The following is a 21,458-nucleotide window of genomic DNA, read 5'->3' as shown; positions in this document are numbered from 1 at the left end:
AGGAGACCCCGCATGACACCCGCCCCCGGCCCCGCTCGTTCGCACACCGCCACCCTCACCGACGTCGCCCGGCTCGCCGGCGTCTCGGTGGCCACGGCGTCCAAGGCCCTCAACGGCCGCAGTCAGGTGCGCGCCGAGACCCGGCAGCGCGTGATCGAGGCGGCGGAGCGGCTGTCGTTCCGGCCCAACCAGCTGGCCCGGGGACTGCTCGCCGGACGGACCGGCACCGTCGGGCTGCTCACCAGCGACCTGGAGGGCAGATTCAGCATCCCGATCCTCATGGGCGCCGAGGACGCCTTCGGCGCGGGCGAGGTCGCGGTGTTCCTGTGCGACGCGCGCGGTGACGCGATCCGCGAGCAGCATCATGTGCGCGCGCTGCTCGGGCGCCGGGTCGACGGGCTGATCGTGGTGGGCAGCCGGACCGATCCACGCCCCTCCCTGGGCCGCGACCTGCCCGTTCCCGTCGTGTACGCGTACGCCCCCTCCGACGACCCGGCAGATCTGTCGATCGTGCCTGACAACGTGGACGCGGGCCGGATCGCGGTCGAGCACCTGCTGGCCTGCGGGCGCACCCGGATCGCGCACATCACCGGCGACCCGGGCTATCTCGCCGCGCGGGACCGGGCGGACGGCGCCCGGGCGGCCCTCGCGGGCGCGGGGCTGGACTTCGTCGGGGAACCGCGGTTCGCGGAGTGGTCGGAGGGGTGGGGGCGGGCGGCCACCGCGATGCTGCTGGAGCGGCACGCCGACGTGGACGCGGTGCTGTGCGGCAGCGACCAGATCGCGCGGGGGGTCGTCGAGATCCTGCGGGAGCGCGGGCACCGGGTGCCGGAGGACGTGGCGGTCATGGGCTTCGACAACTGGCAGGTCCTGACCTCGGCCTCGAGGCCGCCGCTGACGAGCGTCGACATGAACCTGGAGCAGGTCGGACGGGCGGCCGCCCAGGCGCTGTTCGGTGCGATCGACGGCATTCCCCGCTCGGGGGTGGAGACGCTGCCGTGCCGGGTCGTGATCCGGGGGTCCACGGCTCACCTGTCCTGAACCATGCGGTTGGCGAACTCGGTCATCACCGACCTCTCTTGACACTCCATCAGCTCGCTCCTACGTTGCGAAAACCTTTTAGGTCGTTTCAGCAAAGGGGAGCATCCGATGCGAAGACGAACTCCGCCGCGACGACGAACCGGGACCGTCCCCCAGCGCCTCCTCGTGATCCTGGCGCTCCTCCTGTGTTCCGTCTCCCTCGCGGCCCCGGCCCGTGCCGCGCAGACCATCGGGTTCCCCACCTTCACCGGGCCGGCGATCCCCGCCCCGCCCGTCGCCCAGACCACCGGCGACATGATGCGGGCCATCTACGACGCGGAGAGCTCGGGCACCGACTTCTGGATGGACCGGCTGCTGGCCCGCACCGGCGACGACCCGGCCGGACCCTGGCTGATGAGCCGCGGACGGGCGCTCTTCATGAAGGAGCACGACCCCGCCCGGCTCGGGTTCGCCGGCAAGGTCGCCTACTGGGAGAGCGTCAACGACAACAGCGCCTACACCGTCGCGGTCACCCCGGGCACCTTCACCGAGCAGGTCTCCCAGCGCCGTCAGACGCCCAGCCACTGGAAGAGCGTCCACACCAGCGGCTCGGTCTCGGTCGAGCAGACCAAGTTCATCACCGACAACAACGTCGCCGTGACGAACCTGTCGATCAAGAACAACGGCAGCGGCTCGACCACCCTGCAACTGCGGGCGACCTCGCCGTACGCCACCACGGGCACCGGCAGCGAGCTGACCGGCCAGGTCAACGCCTACAACAACCTCACCACCCTCCGGCCCCGGCTCACCGGCGACGGTTTCAGCGTGTCCGGCGGCGGCCTCAACCGGTCGGTGACGATCGCGGCCGGGGCGACGGTGACCGCCAAGGTGGTCATGGGCTTCGTCACCGACGAGATCCCCGAGTCGCTGACCGAGTACAACGCCTACGCGGGCTACTCCAACGCGACCGCCTTCGCGACCCACGTCCGGGCCTACAACCTGTGGTGGGCGCAGAACGTGCCCTACATCGACGTACCGGAGCCGGCGATCAAGAAGAACATCTACTACCGCTGGTGGCTGATGCGCTTCAACAACCTCGACGCCGACATCCCCGGGCAGACCTTCCAGTTCCCGACCTCCACCGAGGGCGTCCTCGGCTACAACAACGCGATCGCGCTGACCCAGCCGATGCACATCGACGACCTCAAGTACCTGCGCAACCCGGCCTATTCGTACGGGGACTGGCTGAGCGTCGGCCAGGTGTCCAAGGGCGGGCGCTTCCTCGACAACCCGGGCGATCCGGCGAACTGGTCGAACAGCTACACCCAGTACATCGCGGAGGCGGCCTGGAAGAGCTACCAGATCCACGGCGGCCAGCCGGCGATCGCGGGCCAGCTCGCCCACTACGCCGAAGGCGACGTGAAGGGACAGCTCGCCTACTACGACCACGACGACAACAAGCTGATCGAGTACGACTGGGGCGCCCTGACCGGCAACGACGCCGACGCGGTCTCCTTCCACTGGAAGCCCGGGAACATGGACCGCGCCGAGTCCGCCTACCAGTACAGCGGGGCTCTCGCCGCCGCACAGGCCTACGAGGCGACCGGCAACACGGCCAAGGCGACGGAGATGCGCACGCTGGCGAACCAGATCAAGGACGCCATCGTCAATGTGCTCTGGAACCCCAACCGGCAGTTGTTCGAGCACCGGTTGAAGTCGACCAACGAGTGGGTGCCCTGGAAGGAGATCAACAACTACTACCCGTTCTCGGTCGGGGCGGTCCCCGACACGGCCACGTACAAGCAGGCGTTGCGCCTGTACGACGACCCCGCCCAGTACCCGGTCTTCCCCTTCTACACGGCCAATCAGGTCGACAAGAAGGCGGCCGCCGACGCGGGCGAGCCCGGCTCCAACAACTTCTCGACGATCAACTCCACCGTCCAGTTCCGGCTGTACTCCTCGGTGTTGCGCAACTATCCCAACTCCTGGATGAAGGCGACGGACTACAAGAAGCTCCTCTACTGGAACGCCTGGGCCCAGTACGTCGGCGGCGACACCCGGTGGCCGGACGCCAACGAGTTCTGGGCGGACTGGAACGGCAGCGCGATCACCTACCGTTCCTGGATCCACCACAACATCCTCGGCAGCAGCAACTGGACCGTGATCGAGGACGTGGCGGGGCTGCGGCCGCGCAACGACGCCAAGGTGGAGCTCTCCCCCATCGACATCGGCTGGGACCACTTCACGGTCAACAACCTCCGTTACCGGGGCGCCGACCTGTCGATCGTCTGGGACGACCCGGCCGACGGTGTGGTGCGGTACCCGGGCATCCCGGAGGGCTACTCGATCTACGTCAACGGCAACCGGGTCGCCACGGTCGGCTCGCTGGTGCCCTTCACCTGGGATCCGGCCACCGGTGACGTCACCACGAGCGGCACGGTCACCCACCACACGGCCGTCGCCGGGCTCAAGGCGCCGAACCAGGTCGTGCAGGACAGTCCCCGCATGGTCGACATGCTCGCCAAGGCCGGCGTCGACCTCACCGCCGACCTGACCAACGTCGCTGCCGGTGCGACCGTGTCGGCCTCCTCCACCGGCTCCGGCAGCACGGTGGGCGGAGCGGTCGACGGCTATCCCACCAACGAACCGTTCTGGGGCGCCGGCGGATCGGCCGCCCAGGACTGGTACGAGCTCAATTTCGGCACGGCCCGCACGCTCAACGAGGTGCGCCTGTACTTCAAGGACAGCCGCCCGGCGAGTACGGCCTACCGAGCACCGTCGGCGTACACCGTCCAGTACTACAACGGCAGTTCATGGGTGGACGCCCCCAGCCAGACGAAGAGTCCGGCGGCACCGCGTGCCAACTACAACCTGGTGAGGTTCCCGGCGATCAGCGCCCAGCGTGTCCGCGTCCTGGCCACCAACGCCTCCGGCGCCAGGACGGGCCTGACCGAGGTCAAGGTGTTCAACCGGGGCGGTGTGCAGCCACCGGCCAACCAGGCGTCGTCGGCGACGGCTTCGGCGTCGTACACCTCTGCCTGGGAGAGCGTCACCGCCGTCAACGACGGCATCGACCCGCCCTCGTCCAACGACACCGTCAACCCGCGCTGGGGCACCTGGCCGGAGACGGGACAGCAGTGGGCCGAGCTGACCTGGCCGGCGGCGAAGACCCTCAACAGGGCCGACGTGTACTTCTTCGACGACGACCAGGGCATCGACATGCCGAGTTCCTGGAAGCTCCAGTACTGGAACGGCAGCGCCTACGTCGACGTGCCGGGCGCGAGCGGCTATCCCCTCGCCAAGAACCAGTACAACAGCGTCACCTTCACCGCCACCAACACCACGCGGCTGCGGGTGCTGCTCACGAGCAACGGCAGCAACTCCGTCGGCCTCCTCGAAGCAAAGGTGTACGGCCCGTGACCAGATCCAGACTCCTCCTGGCCCTGCTCGTCCTGGCAACGGCCTTCCTCGTCGCACCGCCCGCGTCCGCCGCCGTCTCCTTCACTTCGACGGCCGTGAACCAGAACGGCGGCAACTGCCTCGACCTGCCCGGGAGTTCGACCACAGCCGGTGCCCAACTCCGGGCGTTCACCTGCTCGTCGGGCGCCAACCAGAACCTCTCTTACACGCCCGTCTCCGGTACGAGCGACACGTACACGATCACCGCCCAGTCCGGCCAGTGCGTCGACGTCTACGGCGCCTCCACCGCGGACAACGCGGCGATCATCCAGTGGCCCTGCCACGGCGGCACCAACCAGCAGTGGCGGCTGGTGCCGGTGACGGTCTCCGGAACGGACAAGACCTTCAACCTGGTGTCAGTCGGCTCGGGCAAGTGCGTTGCGCCGAGCGGTGGTTCGTCGGCGTCGAACACCAACCTGGTCCAACTGCCGTGCGCCACAGGCAACGGCAGGGTGTGGCGGCTGCCCGCCTTCACCGGCGGCGGCACCACCCCGGGCACCTTCACCAACCCGCTCTCCCAGCACGGGCCCGACCCCTGGCTGACGTACTACGACGGCTCCTACTACCTCGCCACCACGACCTGGAACTCGACGGTCACCATGCGCAGGGCGAGCACACTCGCAGGGCTCGCCACGGCCCCCGACCAGGTCATCTTCAACCTGACCCGGCCCAACGGGGCGGGCACGATGTGGGCGCCGGAGTTCCACCTGCTCGACGGGCCCAACGGGAAACGCTGGTACTTCTACTACACGGCCGGGCGCGAGCCGTACGACCTGGGCACCCAGCGCATCCATGTGCTGGAGAGCGCCGGACTGGACCCCATGGGCCCGTACAGCTTCAAGGCCGACCTGCTCGACCCCACCCAGGACAACACCTGGGAACTGGACCCGGGCATCCTCCAACTCAACGGACAGCTCTATCTGTTGGGCACCTTCTACAACGGTTCCCAGCCCATGTTCATACGGCCCCTGTCGAACCCGTGGACCGCGAGCGGCACCCGGCGTGTGCTGTCGACGCCGACCTACAACTGGGAGACCGTGGGCGGCGCGGTCAACGAGGGCGCCGAGGTGCTCCAGCGCAACGGGAAGACGTTCATCGTCTACTCGGCCAGCCACTGCTCGACACCCGACTACAAGCTGGGGATGCTCACCTACAACGGCGGTGATCCGCTCAGCTCCTCCTCGTGGGTCAAGTCGTCGAACCCGGTCTTCCAGCGGTCCAACGCCAACGGCGTGTACGGCCCCGGCCACAACGGTTTCTTCAAGTCGCCCGACGGGACCGAGGACTGGATCGTCTACCACGCCAACAGCTCCGCGAGCGGCGGCTGCGACATGAACCGCACCACCAGGGCGCAGAAGTTCACCTGGAACGCCGACGGCACTCCGAACTTCGGCACCCCGGTGGCGCTCGGGGTCACACTGACCGCGCCCTCAGGTGAGTAGTCGGGAGAGGAACGGTGCGAGGGTGCGGGTGAACGTGTTGTGCTGCGGGGCGGCGAACAGCGGGTCGAGGTGGTTCATCCCGTTGTCCGTCTCGTACCTCGCGTACGGGATGCGCGAGTCGGCGACGACCTCGCGGGCCGCCGAGACGATCGTTCCCTTGGCGTAGCTCGTCTGGAAGGCGTACAGCGGAACGTCCAGGCCTGCGGCGTGCCTCAGCCGCAGGCCCAGCGAGCGGGCCGTGTCGGTCTCGGCGTAGAAGTCGGTGACGTCGAGGTCGACCGACAGCCGGGCCGGCCAGTACCACTCCCACACGGCCGGTTCGGGGCCGCCCGCGTACGCGGCGGCGACCCGGCCGATGGGGGTCATGCCCGCGTCGACCCAGCCGCGCGGTTCACCGCTGTCGGCCAGATGTCCCGAGTGCACGCTGATGTCGTTCGGCCAGCCGATGCCGGCGTCCACCAGGGTGCCCAGGAGGGCCGCGTTGGTGACCGGGACCGGCGGCCGCAGGGCGTCGGGCATGCGGGGCTGCAGGACCGAGGGGCCGTCCGGGTCGCGGTGGGCGTACCAGCCCGCGAGCTGGTACCAGATCTGGGTGCTCTCCGCCCGGTCACCCAGCCCCACGGCGCTCAGGGTCATGTCGAAGACCGCGCCGTCCTCGATGGCCGCGAGCCGCTCCTTCACCTGCTCCGGCGAGTTGGCGACCGGCTCTCCCGTCCCGTCGAACGCGCCGCGCACTCCGCCGTCGACCAGCACCAGGGCAGCCACGTCCCGGTACCCGGGGCAGCCGTCGAAGTCCCAGGCGGCGTAGGCCATGGCGGTGGTCGCTCCCCATGAGTGGCCTCCGAGCACCACCCGCCGTCCGCCCCGGGCGGCGGCCCGTACGACCGCGCGCAGATCCTCCAGCGTGCGGGTCAGGCCCCACCCGGCGGCGAAGGCGGAGGCCGCGGGGTCCTGCGAACGGTAGTGACCGTCCAGGTAGTACGCGGCCGGGTCGGCGGTGCGGAAGCCCGAACGGTCGGCCAGGTTCTCCTCCCGCCGGTCGAACGCCCACACCTGCACTCCCGGAACAGCCGCGACGAGGTCCCGGGCCGCCCACCGGAAGTCGTTCGCCGCCCCGAACATCCCCGGGACCATCACCAGCACCGTGCGGGCCGTGTCGGGGCCGACCTTCAGCACATGGACGCGGTCCGTCCCCACCGGGCCGCCGCCACCGCCCACGGTCAGCGGGACATACGGCTCCCGGACCGGTCCGGCGGCCGCGGCCGACCCGGCCCCCGCCGCCAACAGGACGGCCCCACCGGCCATACCGCCCAGCACCGCCCTACGAGACAGACTTCCCGTCACTTCCGTCGTCCTCTCAACTGACCGCCCACAGACGCCGGATGACAACGTACGCCCCCCATCTGACGAGCCCGCACCCGGAGTCGGCCACGCACCTGATCAGCCCCGGAGGGGTCCCTGCAGAGACCCGCCGGTCTCAGATCGCCTCGCGGATCGCCTGTTCGAAGCCCACGACGTGGCTGCGCGCGAGCCGCGCCGCCGTGTCGGCGTCACCGGCGACGATCGCCTCGATCAACGGTCCGTGCTCCTCTCCCCCGGTACTACCCGCAGACCGGTGAGGACATGGACGCGGCCGTGGCGCGCGAGTGCCGGGCGGCCCGGGAGGGGGTGGCGTTCATGGACGCCTCCACCCTCGGCAAGATCGAGATCTGGGGCGCGGACGCGGGCGAGTTCCTCAACCGGATCTACACGAACGCCTTCAAGAAGCTCAAGCCCGGCACGGCCCGGTACGGCGTCATGTGCAAGCCCGACGGCATGATCTTCGACGACGGTGTGACCCTGCGTCTCGACGACAACCGCTACTTCATGACCACCACGACAGCGGCGCGGCGGGCGTCCTGGACTGGCTGGAGGACTGGCTGCAGACCGAGTGGCCCGAACTCGATGTGCACTGCACCTCGGTGACCGAGCAGTGGGCGACGATCGCCGTCGTCGGCCCGCAGTCGCGTGAGGTGGTCGCGAGCCTGGCCCCTGACGTCGACCTGTCTGCCGAGGCGTTCCCCTTCATGGCCTTCCGCGAGACCACCCTGGCCTCCGGCGTCCCGGCCCGGATCTGCCGGATCTCCTTCTCCGGCGAACTCGCCTACGAGATCAACGTCTCCGCGTGGTACGGCCTGGCGGTCTGGGAGGAGGTGGACGCGATAGGCCGGCCGTACGGCACCACCCCGTACGGCACCGAGACGACGCACGTCCTGCGGGCCGAGAAGGGCTACATCATCGTCGGCCAGGACACCGACGGCACGGTCACCCCGCGGGACGCGGGGATGTCCTGGGTGGTGTCGAAGCAGAAGGACTTCATCGGCAAGCGGTCCTTCGCCCGCGCCGACACCGCCCGCACCGACCGCAAGCAACTGGTCGGTCTGCTCCCGGCCGACCGCACGACCCGGCTGCCCGAGGGCACTCAACTCGTCACGGCGGACGTCTCCTTGGAGACGGTGCCCGTGCCGATGCTCGGCCACGTCACCTCCAGCTACCACAGTCCGGCCGTGGGCCGCCCCTTCGCCCTCGCCCTCGTCGCCGACGGACGGGCGAGGAAGGGCCAGACCCTGCTCGCCCCGGTGGGCGAGGCCCTGGTGCCGGTCGAGGTGACCGACTTCGTCCTCTACGACCCCGAAGGGACCCGGCGAGATGGCTGAACCGATCACGGAGGGACCGGTGGCCCTGCGCACGAGCCCGCTGTCCCACCTTCAGGAGCGGATGGGCGCCGCCGCCGTCAGCGGCGCCCGGGGCGTCACCCTGGCCGAACTGCCGTTCGTCACGATGGTGAACATGCGGGTCGACCCCGCGTCCGCGGCGGCCGACCGGATCGGCAGGACCCTGGGGGCGCCGCTCCCCCGCCGGTGCGGCGACACCGCCGCCTCGGGCCTGGATACGATCATGTGGCTCGGCCCCGACGAGTGGCTCGTGCTGTCCCCGGCCGATGCGGGCACCGTGACCGCCAAGGTACGGCAGGCCCTCGACGGCGCTCCCGGCTCGGTCGTGGACGTCTCGGCGAACCGCACCACGCTGGAGCTGAGCGGCCCGGCCGCCCGGGAGGTGCTGGAGAAGGGCTGCCCGCTGGACCTGCACCCCCGCGCCTTCGGCCCCGGCCGCGCGGTGTCGACCACGGTGGGCCCCATCGCGGTGCTGCTCTGGCAGCTCGACGACGCTCCGACGTACCGCCTGCTCCCGCGGTCCTCGTTCGCCGGCTATCTGGCCCGCTGGCTCATCGACGCGATGAGCGAGTACGGCGGACCGCGGCTCGCCTGACGGGTGCCCCACGGAATACGGAAAAGGCCGTTTTCTCATCGCTGAGAAAACGGCCTCCGACCTGCGTGAAGCTGGTCGGGACGACAGGATTTGAACCTGCGACCCCTTGACCCCCAGTCAAGTGCGCTACCAAGCTGCGCCACGTCCCGGTGCCCGCCTGACCTGGGGTTTCCCCTGGCCGAACGTGCAGAGAAACCATACCGCACTCGGGTCGGTGGTCGCGCACCCCTTTCGCCCGCATCACCCCCTGGGCGGATCGGGCAGCCCCAGCCCCGGATACGCGTCGAGCAGCCCGGACGGCGCCGCCTGCCGCCAGGAGTCGGCGAGGATGTCCCGCAGTTCGCCCTCGTCCTCGATCGCGGCGAGGCGGGCGCGCACCCACGCGAACTGTGCCTCGTGATCGGCGATCCAGAACTTCCCCGGCTCGGCCAGCACCAGCTCGTCGCGCTCCTCCTTCGGACAGCGCACGGCGAGGGAGGTCTCGTCCTCGGGCAGCGTGGCGAACATCTTCCCCGCGACCCGGAACGTGGGCATGCTCCAGGCGATCTTCTCCGTCGTGTCCGGCAGGGACAGGGCGACACGGCGTACGTCTTCGGCGTCCGGCATGACAGGCACCGTAGCGGCTGCCACTGACAATCACCTGGTCGGAGCGGTCTCCCCGAGTCGCTTGTAGTACAGGGTGGTCGGCCGCAGCACGCCGGCGGGGTCGGCCGCGTAGTCGGGGATGACTCCGGCGCGGGTCCAACCGGCGCCGCCGTAGAGGCGCTCGGCTGGGCTGTCGGTCTCGGTGTCCAGGTGGAGCAGGGTGATTCCGGCCGCGCGGGCGGCCTCCTCCGCGATGCCGAGGAGCCGTCGCCCGAGGCCGTGTCCGCGCGCGTCCCGGTGCACCATCAGTTTGACCAGCTCCGCCCGGTGGCGGGAGTTGGGTTTGTCGGGGAAGGCCAGGCTGACGGTACCGACCGCGCGGTGACCGTCGTGCGCCGCCCACACCGCCAGACACTCCGCGGCCACCGCGTCCGCGCGCTGCTTCCACCAGGCGACGGCCGCCGCCCGGTCCATCGGTGCGAGGAATCCGATGGAGGCGCCGCCGTCCACCGTGTCGACCAGCAGATCGGCCAACTCGTCCGCACGGTCCAGCAGTCGGACCTCGTCCAGGCGGGTGACGATCACGGCAGGACCACCGCCAGCACATACCGCACCGGGTCGGGACCCGCGCACCGGAACCGCGTCGGTCCCCACACCCGCAGCCGCAGACAGTCCCCGGTGCCGAGGTGGTGCTCGACGTCCTGGGCGGTGACGTCGAGCGCACCCTCCAGAACCCAGATGTGCTGCTCCAGACCTGGCACGGGCGGCCGGTCGTAGGCGAGGTCGGCACCTGCGGCGAGCCGTCCCTCGACGAGTTCGCCGCGCAGCCCGGCGTGCGGCGGCGACACGGACCGCCGTACGAACCCGGAGGCCCGGTCCTCCCACACCGTCTGGTCGGCACCGCGAATCAGCAGCGCGGGCTCGGCCTCGACCTCGCTGAGCAGCTGGGACATGGTCCGCCCGTAGACCCCGCACAGCCGGTTCAGCAGCGAGGCGGTGGGGCTGATCTCGGCCCGCTCGGCGCGGGAGAGGGTGGACTTGCTGACGCCGCTGCGCTCGGCCAACTCGCCCAGCGACCAGCCCCGTTCGGCCCGCAGAGCGGTGAGTCGGACGCCGAGGCGGGTGTCGACGGGGTCCGGCCCGGGTTCATCGCGTTTCACATTCGGGACGCTATCCCATATACGAGAAAGCTCGCTAGCCGTTGCCGGCTCTCTCATCCCCGGCAACGGCTCCGAGCGCGTCCAGCACGGGACGGATGAGGGGGTGCTCCTCCGCTCCCCGTCGCACGGCCGCGAAGACCCGGCGCGTGGGAGCGACCCCGTCCACCGGCCGTACGACCACCCCGGTGAGGTCCATCCCGATCAGCGCCGAACGCGGTACCAACGCCACCCCCGCGTCCGCCGACGCCAGTGCCACCACCGCCCGGAAGTCGTCCGACGAGTGCTCCAGGCGCGGCTGGAATCCGGCGCTCTCGCAGGCCAGGACCACGACGTCATGGCAGGGGTTGCCCGGGTAGGGGCCGATCCACGGGTCCTTGGCGAGGTCGGACAGCGGCACCTCGCCCGCGTCGGCCAGCCGGTGACCCACCGGGACGACCGCGTCGAAGGGCTCGGCGTACAGGGGCACGTGGGCGAGGCGGGGGTCGTCGGCGGGCGGGGCCCCGCGGTACTCCACGGCGACCGCCACATCGACCTGCCGGTCGAGGACCATCGGCAGGCTGGCGTCACCCTCGGCGTCCTGGACGCGGAGGTGGATGCCGGGGGCCGTCGAGGCGAGGCGGGCCACCGCGGGTGCCACGACCAGGGCGATCCCGGTCGCGAAGGAGGCGACCGTGACCGTGCCGGCCACGCCCGAGCTGTAGGCGGCCAGCTCGGCCTCCGCCCGCTCCAGCTGGGCGAGGACCGCGTTGGTGTGGCCGAGCAGGATCTCGCCGGCCGGAGTCAGCCGTACACCCTTCGCACCGCGCTCGACGAGCCGGTGGCCGGTCTCCTGCTCCAGGGCCGTGAGCTGCTGCGAGACCGCGGAGGGGGTGAGATACAGCGCGGCGGCAGCCGCCGTGACCGTGCGGTGGTCGGCCACCGCACGGAGGATGTGGAGCCGCCGCGCCTCGATCATGGGATCGATTATCGCAATACGTCCGGACTAGGCCGCCAGCTCGGCCCTGGCCGCGACGAAGGCGTCGACCGCGCGGTTCACGTCCTCGGTGGAGTGGGCCGCCGAGAGCTGCACCCTGATGCGCGCCTGCCCCTGCGGCACGACCGGGTACGAGAATCCGATCACATACACCCCGCGCTCCAGCAGCAGCTCCGCCAGACGGCCCGCCTCGGAGGCGTCCCCGATCATCACGGGCGCGATGGCGTGATCACCGGGCAGCACGTCGAAGCCCTCCTCGGTCATACGGCGTCGGAACAGCGCGGTGTTCTCCCGCAGCCGCACCCGCAGGTCGTCCGCCGACTCCAGCAGGTCGAGGACCTTCAGAGAGGCTGCGGCGATCACCGGGGCGAGCGTGTTCGAGAAGAGGTACGGCCGTGAGCGCTGACGCAGGAGGCCGACGATCTCGGCACGGGCGGCGACGTAACCGCCGGAGGCGCCGCCGAGCGCCTTGCCGAGGGTGCCGGTGATGATGTCGACGCGGTCCATGACGCCGTGCAGCTCGGGGGTGCCGCGGCCGCCGGGGCCGACGAAGCCGACGGCGTGCGAGTCGTCGACCATGACCATGGCGTCGTACCGGTCGGCGAGGTCGCAGATGTCCCGCAGCGGCGCCAGGTAACCGTCCATGGAGAAGACGCCGTCGGTGACGATCAGCTTGCGCCGGGCACCCGCGGCCTCTTTCAACTGCCGTTCCAGATCGGCCAGATCACGGTTGGCGTAGCGGAACCGGCGAGCCTTGGACAGCCGGATGCCGTCGATGATGGACGCGTGGTTCAGGGCGTCGGAGATCACCGCGTCCTCGGGGCCCAGCAGCGTCTCGAACACACCGCCGTTGGCGTCGAAGCAGGAGGAGTACAGGATCGTGTCCTCCTGGCCGAGGAAGGCGGACAGCCGCGCCTCCAGCTCCTTGTGGACCTCCTGCGTGCCGCAGATGAAGCGGACCGAGGCCATGCCGTAGCCCCACCGGTCCAGGGCGGCGTGGGCGGCGGCGACGACCTCGGGGTGGTCGGCGAGGCCGAGGTAGTTGTTGGCGCAGAAGTTGAGCACCTCACCGGGGCGGCCGCCCGCGGAGACGTTCACGGCCCTGGACTGCGGGGTGTCGATCACGCGCTCCGGCTTGTGCAGGCCGGCGGCGCGGATCTCGTCGAGGGTGGCGCGCAGGTCGTCGCGCACGGAGTCGAACATCGTCAGTCCCTAAGTCAGTTGGTCCAGTCGAGGATGACCTTGCCGCCGCGGCCGCTCGCCGCGTCGGCAAAGGCCGCCTCGAAGTCGCGGTAGCCGTACCGGCCGGTGATCACGGGGGCAAGGTCGAGGCCGCCCTCCAGGAGGACCGACATCGCGTACCAGGTCTCGAACATCTCCCGGCCGTAGATGCCCTTGATGGTGATCATCGAGGTGACGATCCGGGCCCAGTCGACCGGGAACTCCGCGGCCGGCAGTCCCAGCATGGCGATCCGGCCGCCGTGTGTCATGTTGGCGATCATGTCGCGCAGGGCCTCCGGCCGACCGGACATCTCCAGGCCGATGTCGAAGCCCTCACGCAGCCCCAACTCCTTCTGCCCGTCGACAATCTGAGCCTCCGACACATTCAGCGCGAGGCTCACCCCGATCTTGCGGGCCAGTTCCAGGCGCTCCTCGCTGACGTCGGTGACGACGACGTTGCGAGCACCCGCGTGCCGGGCGACCGCCGCCGCCATCAGTCCGATCGGCCCGGCGCCGGTGATCAGCACGTCCTCGCCGACCAGCGGGAAGGACAGCGCGGTGTGCACGGCGTTGCCGAACGGATCGAAGATCGCGGCCACGTCGAGTTCGACGGGGACGCGGTGCACCCACACATTGGCCGCCGGCAGGGCGACGTACTCCGCGAACGCCCCGTCCCGGCCGACGCCGAGCCCGACCGTGGCCCGGCACAGGTGCCGCCGCCCGGCGAGGCAGTTGCGGCACTTGCCGCAGACGAGATGCCCCTCGCCGCTCACCCGGTCGCCAATGGTGATCTCCGAGACGTCGCGGCCGGTCTCCACGACCTCGCCGACGAACTCGTGGCCCAGGACGAGGGGCGTGCGGATCGCCTGCTGCGCCCAGCCGTCCCAGGACCGGATGTGCAGATCGGTGCCGCAGATGCCGGTGCGCAGCACCTTGATCAGGACGTCCCCGGGGCCGACGGCCGGCTCCGGGACGTCCGCGAGCCACAGTCCGGGCTCCGCCTTCTCCTTGACCAGCGCCTTCACGGCTTGGCTCCTGTGGGTGCGAGGGGTGGAAACGCCCTGCAATCTGCCGTACGACGCCGTCCTGGTCCATCGAGGATTTCTTAAGCGGTGCCACAGCTCCGCTTCACGCCCGCTGCGGGGCCTGGTCGAGGCGGGAGACCTGATAGTGGCTGATGCACCAGTCGTCCCCGGCCCGGGTCACGAGTACCGCCAGCTTGACCGCGAGTGCGGGCCGGTCGGTGAACGTGAAGTCGACGTCCAGGTAGCCCATGACGAGGCCGTCGGCGGGGCGCCGCGTCTCGAGGATGCGGTACTCCGCCTTCAGGCCGGGCGGCTGGGAGGCGTAGTACTCGGCGACGCCCTGCCGTCCGACGCTGTAGGGATGCAGTCCCTGGAACACCGCGTCCTCGGTGAAGAGGGCGGCCACGCGCTCCGGTTGGTGGGCGTCGACACCGGCCTTCCACCGGTCGAGGACTCCGCTCAGGATCGCCTTGTCGTCTGTCGAACTGGTCATGTCCGCTCCTAGGTCGATGAATTGACAGTCCGTCAGTGTCCGGCGCTCATACCGCCGTCGACGTGCAGGATCTCGCCGGTGACGAACGGCGCCGTCTCCAGGAAGAGCACGGCGTCCACGATGTCGCTCACTTCGCCCATCCGTCCGACCGGGTGCAGGGCGGCGAGGAACTCGTGGGTCTCCTCCGCGTGCATGGGGGTCTTGATGGTGCCGGGCGACACGGCGTTGACGCGGATGCCACGGGTGGCGTACTCGACGGCGAGGGACTTGGTGGCGGACTGCACACCGCCCTTGGTCAACGAGGCCGGCACGGACGGGACCCTGGAGTCCGCGTTGTCGACCAGGCTCGTGGTGACGTTGACGATGTGACCGCCGCCCTGGGCGAGCAGGTGCGGGACGGCCCGCTGGGTGAGGTGGAAGACGCCGGCGAGGTTGATGCCCGTCACGGTGGCGTAGTCCTCGGCGGTGTACTCCGTGAACGGCTTGGCGACGAAGATGCCCGCGTTGTTGACCACGGTGTCGATCCGGCCGAACCGTTCCACGGCAGCCTCCACGATCCGCCCCGCGGTGGCCGGGTCGGCGATGTCGCCCTGGACGGTGAGGACGTCCGCGTCGTCGACGGGTGCGATGGTGCGGGAGGTGGCGACGACGGCGTAGCCGAGCTTGCGGTAGCCCTCGACGAGGGCGGCTCCGATGCCCTGCGAGGCGCCGGTGACGATCGCGACCTTCTGGTTCTGCGTGCTCATGGTGACCTTCTTCGAGTCGGTGACCGGTACTAGCCGACCGGTCGACTATTTGGAAGGTAGGCCCGTCCACGGGGTGACGGAAGGATCGGCTTCCTACGGCCTGGAAGGCACTGCCTCCCAGCACAGGTCAGCCGGGGATCGCGTACGGATCGTCGGCGGGCAGCCAGGCGTCCGGGGCGTGGATGCCGAGGTCGCCGACGCCCTCGCTCAGCGCGTCGACGACGGCCAGGACACCGGCCCGCTCCTCCTTCTCGCGCCACACCAGGGACCAGGTCCAGTAGACCTTCGGTCCGACGATCTCGCGGCGGACGAGGTCGGGCGGGAGCGGACTGGTCTGTCCCTTGGGCGAGTTGAGGACGGGGCGGGTGCAGCGGCGCACGTGGTCGAAGAACGCGGGGCCCGTGATCGCGCCGTCGGAGATGCGGACCGTACGGGCGCCGGTCGCCTGCGCGAGCTCTTCGGCGTACACGTTCCAGGCGGCCCAGGCGGTGAGATCGTCGTCGATGAGCACGTGGACGTCCCTGGCCGCCACGTCGGGTACGTCGCTGCTGTCGCCGCCCCTGGCGACGGCGTAGAGCCGGTCGGCGCCGATCAGCCGGGCCCGCAGCCCTTGCCTGCGAAGGTCCTCGGTGCGTACCCAGCAGACGGCCAGGTCCAGGCTGCCGTCGGCGACGCGCGCGGCCTGGGTGTGGGAGGGAGCGACCCAGGCGTCGAGGTGCACCTGGGCCACCGCTGCCGTACGCGACATCAGGTCCGGGGGAAGCCAGTTGACGTATCCGAGCCGTACGGACTGCGAGCCGTTCAGGCTGCCGGCCCGGCGTTTGAGGTCGTCGGCGCGCTCCAGCAGGGCGCGGGTGTGCGGGAGGAGGGCGGCACCGGCCTGGGTGAGGGAGACCTTGCGGCGGTCGCGGTCGAACAGCCGGACGCCCAGGTCTCGTTCGAGTGCCTTGATCTGCTGGGAGAGCGAGGGGCCCGCGATGAGCAGCCGCTCGGCGGCCCGGCCGAAGTTCAGCTCCTCGGCGACCGCGACGAAGTACCGCAGCTGGCGCAGTTCCACGGGCGCCATCGTACGCGCGCTGGGAGGCTGCGCCTCTCAGCAGCGAGGAAGTCGGTCGTGGCATCGGTGCAGGTGACGCGCGCACGATGGGCTCACCGACGACGAGCGGAGCACGTCATGCGAGAGTTCCTGGTCGAGATCACCACCACCGTTCCCGAGGGCACCGGACAGGAGGAGGTCGGCCGGCGGCGGGCCGCCGAGGCCGTCCGCGCGAAGGAGCTGGCCGCCACCGGCCGTCTCGCCCGACTGTGGCGCCCCGTGGGCGAGTTGCGCAGCATCGGCGTGTGGCGGGCCGCCGACGAGGAGGAGCTCCACGAGAAGGTGCTCGGTACCCTGCCACTGCGCCCTTGGATGACCCTCACCGTCACCCCGCTCGTCCCGCATCCCAACGACCCCGGCACGAAGTGAGCGCCTCGTCCCCCTGGAGTCATGCCGCCCGGGCCGCGGCGGCGCTCGCGGCAGGCATGGGAGTCGGCCGCTTCGTCTACACCCCGATCCTGCCCCTGATGCACGCCCAGGCAGGCCTGTCCACGGGGGCCGGGGCGAACCTGGCCACCGCCAACTACGTCGGGTATCTCCTCGGCGCCCTCGCGGGCATCCTGGCCCCCGTACTGGTCCGGTCGCGCGCCGTACTGCGCGCCTCCCTGATCCTGCTGACCGGCACGCTCGCCGCGATGCCCCTCACCCACAGCACCACCGTCTGGAGCCTGCTGCGGCTGCTGGCCGGCGTGGCGAGCGCCCTGGTGTTCGTCGTCGCGGCCGGATCCCTCCTGCACCACCTGCGGGACCACCCGCCGCACCTGGCCGGCTGGGCGTTCGGCGGAGTGGGCGGCGGCATCGCGCTGTCCGGCCTGCTGGTCCTGGTGCTGCGGTCCGCCGCCGACTGGCGCACCGCCTGGTGGGCCGCCGCCGTACTGGCCACGCTGCTCGCGGCCGCCTCGTGGAATCTACGGCCGCAGGAGGCGCCCGTCGCCGCCCCGGGCGGGAGCGGTGCGAGGCCCCGCACGCACCGCTGGTTCGGAGTGCTGTTCGTCAGCTACACGTTGGAGGGCGTCGGCTACATCGTCGCCGGGACCTTCCTGGTCGCCGCCGTCGGACAGGAGTCCCCCGGCCGGCTCGGCAGCGGCGCCTGGGTGCTCGTGGGCCTGGCAGCCGTGCCGTCCTCGGCCCTGTGGGCCCGGCTGGGCCGCCGGTGGTCACGCCCCGGACTGCTGCTCACGGCGCTCGTGATCCAGGCGGCCGGCATCGCCCTGCCCGCCCTGGTCGGCGGTACGGCCGCGGCCCTCGGGTCGGCGGTGCTGTTCGGCGCCACGTTCATCGGCATCAGCTCGCTCGCCCTGGCCACCGGAGCGCACCTGCGGTTCCCCCGCTCGGTCGCCCTGCTGACCGCCGGGTACTCGGTCGGACAGATCCTGGGCCCGCCGGCCGTCGCCCCGCTGCTGCACCACGGCTACCACGGGGCTCTCCTGCTGGCCGCCCTCGTGGTCCTGGTCGCGGCCGCGGCGGCCGCCGTGCTGCGGATCGGTTTTCCGCACCACATGGTCGTAAAGGGACACACAGTGCCCGAGCAGCAGCGAGAATCGACCGAGGACGCCCGGCCCGCCGCGGCCGGCCCCTGAGCACTCACCGCCGCACCCGGCCGACTGACATGGAGCCGCTGATGACCACCGCACGGGACCTCGCGATCGTCGTCCTCGATGTGGCCGCCGACAAGCCGGTGGAGCAGGGCGATCTGTCGCTCGTTCTCGCGGGAGCCGAGGTGCTCGACCTCCTCGACGCCCACGCCCTCGCCCTGGACGGCGACCGCATCCTGCCCCAGGCCCCGTCCCCCACGGGCGACCGTCTGCTGGACGATGCCGCCGAGGCACTCGTACGGCAGGAGCCGTACGAGTCGGTCGAGGACTGGCTGTGGCGTCGGGGCCGCGGGCTGTCCGCGGCCTACGTCGACGACCTGGAGCGGGTCGGGCTCACGGCCCGCTCACGGGGCCGCCGGATCCCGCTGCGGACCGGGCGGACGGAACTGGTGGACTCGCCGGCCAGGCGGCAGGCCGAGGAGCGCCGGGCGGCGGGCGAACCCGTCCTCGCCGCTCTGGTGTCCGCCGCCGGGATCGGTGACGAACCGGCCGGGGAACTCGCCGACGACGCGGCCACCGTGCTGGCCGCGGTCGGGGACGCGGTGATGGAACTGGAGGCCGTACGCCAGCGGAAGGTCATCGAGGACGCCGCGTTCGACAACGTCTGGCGCGGTTACTAGGAGCCGGCGACGCCGAGCAGGGCTCGGCAGTTGTCCCACAGGGGGCTCAGGCGCTGGGGGCTGTTGTAGAGCTTGGCGAACATCACCTGGCCCTCCAGCTGGGCCACCACCGCCCGTGCCGCCTCCCGTGGGTCGGACACGGTGACGTCGCCGCGGTCCCGGGCCTCGGCGACGACCGCCTCGACCATGTCGACCTGCGCGTCGAAGATCTCCTGCAGCCGTCCGCGCACGGGCTCGGCGTGGTTGCTCAGCTCCAGAGCGAGGTTCCCGAACAGACAGCCCGAGACCGTGCCGCAGCCCTCCTGGACGGCACGCTGGCCGGCCTCGGTCTGCTCGAAAAGTCCGCGCAGTCGCCGCACGGGGTCCGCGTCGGTGACCAACACGGTTTCCCAGTCCCGCCGTTGGGCCGCCCAGTGCTCGTCGACGACGGCGAGCGCGAGGGCCTCCTTGGACGCGAAGAAGTAGTAGAAACTGCCCTTCGGCACCCCGGCCGCCTTGCAGATCTCGGCCACGCCCAGCGCCGAGTAGCCGCGCCCCTCGATGAGCGAGCGCGCGGCACCGAGGATCTTCTGCCTGGCGTCACTGGTCCGTCCCACACAGCGAGTCTACGTGGGTACTGGACCGGTCGTCTGGTGATGTGGCCGTCAGGCCCGTCACAGCACCGGGAGCCCGTCGGCCTCCCGTCGCTGCAGACGCGCGACCAGTTCCGCCGCCGACGACTTGATGGTCTCCAGGCCGGACTTCCCCCAGGTCCGGGGCTGCACGTCGGCCGCGCACACCGTGCCCAGCACCATCCCCGTGGAGTCGATGAGCGGCGCGCCCAGATAGGAACGGATGCCGAACTCGTCGACGACCGGGTTGCCCGCGAACCGTGGATAGTCGCGGACGTCCTCCAGGACCAGCGCCTTGCGGCGGGCGATCACATGGGGGCAGAACCCATGGTCACGCGCCATATAGCGGCCCACTTCCGGTTTGGCCTCGTCGCCGTCCGCCGGGGGCCGGGCCACGGGAATCCTGAGACCGGCGAAGAACTGCCGGTTCTCGCCGATGAAGTTGACCATGGCGTACGGCGCCCCCGTGCGCTCGGCGAGCCGCTCGGCGAAGGCGTCCAGAGCGGGCTCCGGGCGCTCCCCGAGGTCCAGCAGGCGCAGCCGTCGCGCCCGGTCCGGGGCCTCCTTGTCCTCCGGCGTGAGCAGCAGACGACCGGCCGGGCGTGGTGGGTCGTAGCTCATGGGCGGGTTCCGTCGCTGTGGACGTCGGTCATATGCGGCTCCGTGACGGTGTGTGCGGGGATCACATGTGGGCGCCATGGCTCGGTGCGGGCGCCGGGCTGTGGGCGATGAGATGCCGTACGAGGGTGAGCAGGGTCTGCACACCGGAACTGGAGATCCGTGCGTCGCAGCGCACGATCGGGATCTCCGGCGGGAGGTCGATGGCGGCGCGGACCTCCTCGGGGTCGTAGCGGTACCCCCCGTCGAACTCGTTGATCGCGACGATGAATCCGAGGCCGCGCTGCTCGAAGAAGTCCACGGCGGCGAAGCAGTCCTCCAGTCTGCGGGTGTCGGCGAGGATCACCGCGCCGAGCGCGCCCTCGGAGAGTTCGTCCCACATGAACCAGAACCGCTCCTGCCCGGGCGTGCCGAACAGGTACAGGACGTGTTCCGGATCGAGGGTGATCCTCCCGAAGTCCATGGCCACCGTCGTCTCGACCTTGTTCTCGATACCGTCGAGACTGTCGGTCGCGGCGCTGACCGTGGTGAGCAGTTCCTCCGTGCTGAGGGGAGCGATCTCGCTGACCGCGCCCACGAAGGTCGTCTTGCCTACCCCGAACCCTCCCGCCACCAGGATCTTCAGTGCGGTGGGGAAGGGATCAGAGCTGTCGTCGTAGTCCATCGAGCACTGCCTCCAGAAGAGCCCGGTCAGTCGGGTTGTGGGTGAACTCGGGGGGCTTGGTGGTCAGCGCCCCGCAGTCGACGAGGTCGGACAGCAGCACCTTGGTGACCACCGCCGGCAGCTTGAGATGGGCGGCGACCTCGGCGACCGACACGGGCGCGCGGCACAGGTCGAGGGCCTGCGCGTGCTCGGGGCCGAGGTAGCCGATGGGGGTGGCCCCGGTGGCCCTCACGTGCGACAGCAGGTCGAACGCGATGGACGGCCGGGTGCGGCCGTTGCTGACCGTGAAGGGCCGCACCAGCCGCCCGGCCGCGTCGTCGAGCCAGGGCCCGTCGCCGGCCGCCGCCACGCTCAAGGCCTCATCGCCGGGGATTCGACGGCGTGCTGCCGGGGCGCGGTCACCAGGTAGGGACGCACGCTCTTGACGAGCATCGCCATCTCGTAACCGAGGACGGCGGCGTCGGCCTCACGTCCCGCCAGCACGGCGAGACAGGTGCCGGAGCCCGCGGTGGTCACGAACAGCAGCGTCGAGTCGAGTTCGACGACGACCTGCCGGACCTCTCCGCCGTCGCCGAAGCGGACGCCCGCGCTGCGGCCGAGGGAGTAGAGGCCGGAGGCCAGGGCCGCCATGTGGTCGGCGCTGTCCCCGTCGAGGCCGTGGACCGACTTCACGAGCCCGTCGCAGGACAGCAGGACCGCGCTGCTGGTGTGCGGTACGCGCTGCACGAGGCCGCTCATCAGCCAGTCGAGATCGGATACATGGCCGGTCGGCGCTTCGCTCGCCATGGTGGATCGACTCCTTGAGGTACGAAGGTCTGCGG

General features: G+C 70.8%; 22 protein-coding genes, 1 tRNA gene and 1 pseudogene. 8 read left to right on the top strand and 16 right to left on the bottom strand.

Going from position 1 to position 21,458, the window contains the following annotated elements; genetic code table 11:
- Positions 1-12 precede the first annotated feature (12 nt).
- From AQJ46_RS35325 to AQJ46_RS35315, 3 genes are all read left to right on the top strand, one after another.
- Positions 13-1,041, top strand: a complete 1,029-nt coding sequence (locus AQJ46_RS35325; RefSeq protein WP_059209428.1) for a LacI family DNA-binding transcriptional regulator — start codon at positions 13-15, stop codon at positions 1,039-1,041.
- Between the two features lie 108 nt (positions 1,042-1,149).
- Positions 1,150-4,440: a discoidin domain-containing protein gene (locus tag AQJ46_RS35320; RefSeq protein ID WP_059209427.1), complete on the top strand. Its 3,291-nt coding sequence runs from the start codon at positions 1,150-1,152 to the stop codon at positions 4,438-4,440.
- The gene (locus tag AQJ46_RS35315) at positions 4,437-5,921 is read left to right on the top strand and encodes a family 43 glycosylhydrolase (RefSeq protein ID WP_059209426.1); all 1,485 of its coding nucleotides are present in this window, start codon (positions 4,437-4,439) and stop codon (positions 5,919-5,921) included. Before AQJ46_RS35320 ends, AQJ46_RS35315 begins: the two co-directional genes overlap by 4 nt.
- Here AQJ46_RS35315 and AQJ46_RS35310 read toward each other — a convergent pair.
- On the bottom strand, positions 5,910-7,265 hold the full coding sequence (locus AQJ46_RS35310) for an alpha/beta hydrolase (RefSeq protein WP_059209425.1): 1,356 nt from the start codon (positions 7,263-7,265) through the stop codon (positions 5,910-5,912). The two genes, AQJ46_RS35315 and AQJ46_RS35310, sit on opposite strands and share 12 nt — an antisense overlap.
- Before the next feature lie 249 nt (positions 7,266-7,514).
- Here AQJ46_RS35310 and AQJ46_RS35305 point away from each other — a divergent pair.
- A pseudogene (locus tag AQJ46_RS35305) lies at positions 7,515-8,617 on the top strand (glycine cleavage T C-terminal barrel domain-containing protein); the annotation flags it as partial.
- Entirely contained in the window at positions 8,610-9,230 is a 621-nt protein-coding gene (locus AQJ46_RS35300; RefSeq protein ID WP_059209424.1) for a sarcosine oxidase subunit gamma, read from the top strand. The pseudogene AQJ46_RS35305 and the gene AQJ46_RS35300, both read left to right, overlap by 8 nt.
- Positions 9,231-9,302: 72 nt before the next feature.
- Here AQJ46_RS35300 and AQJ46_RS35295 read toward each other — a convergent pair.
- The 10 genes from AQJ46_RS35295 to AQJ46_RS35250 form a co-directional block, all read right to left on the bottom strand.
- A tRNA-Pro gene (locus AQJ46_RS35295) sits at positions 9,303-9,379 on the bottom strand.
- A 91-nt stretch (positions 9,380-9,470) separates the two neighbouring features.
- Positions 9,471-9,836 carry an MmcQ/YjbR family DNA-binding protein gene (locus tag AQJ46_RS35290; RefSeq protein WP_059209423.1) on the bottom strand — a complete coding sequence of 122 codons (366 nt, stop codon included), beginning with the start codon at positions 9,834-9,836 and terminating at the stop codon, positions 9,471-9,473.
- A 30-nt stretch (positions 9,837-9,866) separates the two neighbouring features.
- Positions 9,867-10,400, bottom strand: coding sequence for a GNAT family N-acetyltransferase (locus tag AQJ46_RS35285; protein ID WP_059209422.1), 534 nt, complete (start codon positions 10,398-10,400; stop codon positions 9,867-9,869).
- Positions 10,397-10,975 carry a helix-turn-helix domain-containing protein gene (locus AQJ46_RS35280; RefSeq protein WP_059209421.1) on the bottom strand — a complete coding sequence of 193 codons (579 nt, stop codon included), beginning with the start codon at positions 10,973-10,975 and terminating at the stop codon, positions 10,397-10,399. The genes AQJ46_RS35285 and AQJ46_RS35280 overlap by 4 nt, the downstream gene beginning before the upstream one ends.
- Positions 10,976-11,009: 34 nt before the next feature.
- Positions 11,010-11,930, bottom strand: a complete 921-nt coding sequence (locus AQJ46_RS35275) for a LysR family transcriptional regulator (protein ID WP_059209420.1) — start codon at positions 11,928-11,930, stop codon at positions 11,010-11,012.
- Between the two features lie 27 nt (positions 11,931-11,957).
- Entirely contained in the window at positions 11,958-13,151 is a 1,194-nt protein-coding gene (locus tag AQJ46_RS35270; RefSeq protein ID WP_059209419.1) for a glycine C-acetyltransferase, read from the bottom strand.
- Between the two features lie 14 nt (positions 13,152-13,165).
- Positions 13,166-14,194, bottom strand: a complete 1,029-nt coding sequence (gene tdh / locus AQJ46_RS35265; RefSeq protein ID WP_059209418.1) for an L-threonine 3-dehydrogenase — start codon at positions 14,192-14,194, stop codon at positions 13,166-13,168.
- Positions 14,195-14,297: 103 nt separating this feature from the next.
- A complete protein-coding gene (locus AQJ46_RS35260; RefSeq protein ID WP_059209417.1) occupies positions 14,298-14,687 on the bottom strand; it encodes a YybH family protein in 390 nt (129 codons plus the stop codon).
- Between the two features lie 32 nt (positions 14,688-14,719).
- Complete coding sequence (locus AQJ46_RS35255) at positions 14,720-15,433, bottom strand: SDR family NAD(P)-dependent oxidoreductase (protein WP_059209416.1); 714 nt, start codon at positions 15,431-15,433, stop codon at positions 14,720-14,722.
- A 127-nt stretch (positions 15,434-15,560) separates the two neighbouring features.
- Positions 15,561-16,499, bottom strand: a complete 939-nt coding sequence (locus AQJ46_RS35250; RefSeq protein WP_059209415.1) for a LysR family transcriptional regulator — start codon at positions 16,497-16,499, stop codon at positions 15,561-15,563.
- 108 nt (positions 16,500-16,607) lie between these two features.
- On the opposite strand from AQJ46_RS35250, the gene AQJ46_RS35245 reads away from it, so the two are divergent.
- The 3 genes from AQJ46_RS35245 to AQJ46_RS35235 are packed head-to-tail and all read left to right on the top strand — an operon-like array spanning position 16,608 to position 18,744.
- Positions 16,608-16,898, top strand: a complete 291-nt coding sequence (locus tag AQJ46_RS35245) for a muconolactone Delta-isomerase family protein (protein WP_059209414.1) — start codon at positions 16,608-16,610, stop codon at positions 16,896-16,898.
- Positions 16,899-16,954: 56 nt separating this feature from the next.
- Entirely contained in the window at positions 16,955-18,109 is a 1,155-nt protein-coding gene (locus tag AQJ46_RS35240) for a YbfB/YjiJ family MFS transporter (protein WP_079072547.1), read from the top strand.
- 41 nt (positions 18,110-18,150) lie between these two features.
- A complete protein-coding gene (locus tag AQJ46_RS35235) occupies positions 18,151-18,744 on the top strand; it encodes a GOLPH3/VPS74 family protein (protein WP_059209412.1) in 594 nt (197 codons plus the stop codon).
- Here the strand turns inward: AQJ46_RS35235 and AQJ46_RS35230 are convergent.
- The 5 genes from AQJ46_RS35230 to AQJ46_RS35210 form a co-directional block, all read right to left on the bottom strand.
- On the bottom strand, positions 18,741-19,340 hold the full coding sequence (locus tag AQJ46_RS35230) for a TetR/AcrR family transcriptional regulator (RefSeq protein WP_059209411.1): 600 nt from the start codon (positions 19,338-19,340) through the stop codon (positions 18,741-18,743). The genes AQJ46_RS35235 and AQJ46_RS35230 overlap by 4 nt on opposite strands.
- Before the next feature lie 57 nt (positions 19,341-19,397).
- Positions 19,398-19,976, bottom strand: a complete 579-nt coding sequence (locus AQJ46_RS35225) for a GAF domain-containing protein (protein ID WP_059209410.1) — start codon at positions 19,974-19,976, stop codon at positions 19,398-19,400.
- A gap of 61 nt (positions 19,977-20,037) precedes the next feature.
- Entirely contained in the window at positions 20,038-20,637 is a 600-nt protein-coding gene (locus AQJ46_RS35220; protein ID WP_007386183.1) for a GTP-binding protein, read from the bottom strand.
- Entirely contained in the window at positions 20,615-20,986 is a 372-nt protein-coding gene (locus AQJ46_RS35215) for a DUF742 domain-containing protein (protein WP_057610221.1), read from the bottom strand. The genes AQJ46_RS35220 and AQJ46_RS35215 overlap by 23 nt, the downstream gene beginning before the upstream one ends.
- A gap of 2 nt (positions 20,987-20,988) precedes the next feature.
- Entirely contained in the window at positions 20,989-21,423 is a 435-nt protein-coding gene (locus tag AQJ46_RS35210; RefSeq protein WP_057610220.1) for a roadblock/LC7 domain-containing protein, read from the bottom strand.
- Between the last annotated feature and the right edge of the window lie 35 nt (positions 21,424-21,458).

Origin of the sequence: Streptomyces canus (assembly GCF_001514145.1) — a bacterium.
GTDB lineage: Bacteria > Actinomycetota > Actinomycetes > Streptomycetales > Streptomycetaceae > Streptomyces > Streptomyces canus.
The sequence above is the reverse complement of the archived record's forward strand: the minus strand, read 5'-3'. Positions and strand labels throughout refer to the sequence as shown.

Bases quoted from the DNA above. Each gene is read 5' to 3' on its own strand.
- AQJ46_RS35325 (WP_059209428.1), top strand. From the start codon at position 13: ATGACACCCGCCCCCGGCCCCGCTCGTTCGCACACCGCCACCCTCACC.
- AQJ46_RS35320 (WP_059209427.1), top strand. From the start codon at position 1,150: ATGCGAAGACGAACTCCGCCGCGACGACGAACCGGGACCGTCCCCCAG.
- AQJ46_RS35300 (WP_059209424.1), top strand. From the start codon at position 8,610: ATGGCTGAACCGATCACGGAGGGACCGGTGGCCCTGCGCACGAGCCCG.
- AQJ46_RS35290 (WP_059209423.1), bottom strand. From the start codon at position 9,836: ATGCCGGACGCCGAAGACGTACGCCGTGTCGCCCTGTCCCTGCCGGAC.
- AQJ46_RS35275 (WP_059209420.1), bottom strand. From the start codon at position 11,930: ATGATCGAGGCGCGGCGGCTCCACATCCTCCGTGCGGTGGCCGACCAC.
- AQJ46_RS35270 (WP_059209419.1), bottom strand. From the start codon at position 13,151: ATGTTCGACTCCGTGCGCGACGACCTGCGCGCCACCCTCGACGAGATC.
- AQJ46_RS35260 (WP_059209417.1), bottom strand. From the start codon at position 14,687: ATGACCAGTTCGACAGACGACAAGGCGATCCTGAGCGGAGTCCTCGAC.
- AQJ46_RS35255 (WP_059209416.1), bottom strand. From the start codon at position 15,433: ATGAGCACGCAGAACCAGAAGGTCGCGATCGTCACCGGCGCCTCGCAG.
- AQJ46_RS35250 (WP_059209415.1), bottom strand. From the start codon at position 16,499: ATGGCGCCCGTGGAACTGCGCCAGCTGCGGTACTTCGTCGCGGTCGCC.
- AQJ46_RS35245 (WP_059209414.1), top strand. From the start codon at position 16,608: ATGCGAGAGTTCCTGGTCGAGATCACCACCACCGTTCCCGAGGGCACC.
- AQJ46_RS35240 (WP_079072547.1), top strand. From the start codon at position 16,955: ATGGGAGTCGGCCGCTTCGTCTACACCCCGATCCTGCCCCTGATGCAC.
- AQJ46_RS35235 (WP_059209412.1), top strand. From the start codon at position 18,151: ATGACCACCGCACGGGACCTCGCGATCGTCGTCCTCGATGTGGCCGCC.
- AQJ46_RS35225 (WP_059209410.1), bottom strand. From the start codon at position 19,976: ATGAGCTACGACCCACCACGCCCGGCCGGTCGTCTGCTGCTCACGCCG.
- AQJ46_RS35220 (WP_007386183.1), bottom strand. From the start codon at position 20,637: ATGGACTACGACGACAGCTCTGATCCCTTCCCCACCGCACTGAAGATC.
- AQJ46_RS35210 (WP_057610220.1), bottom strand. From the start codon at position 21,423: ATGGCGAGCGAAGCGCCGACCGGCCATGTATCCGATCTCGACTGGCTG.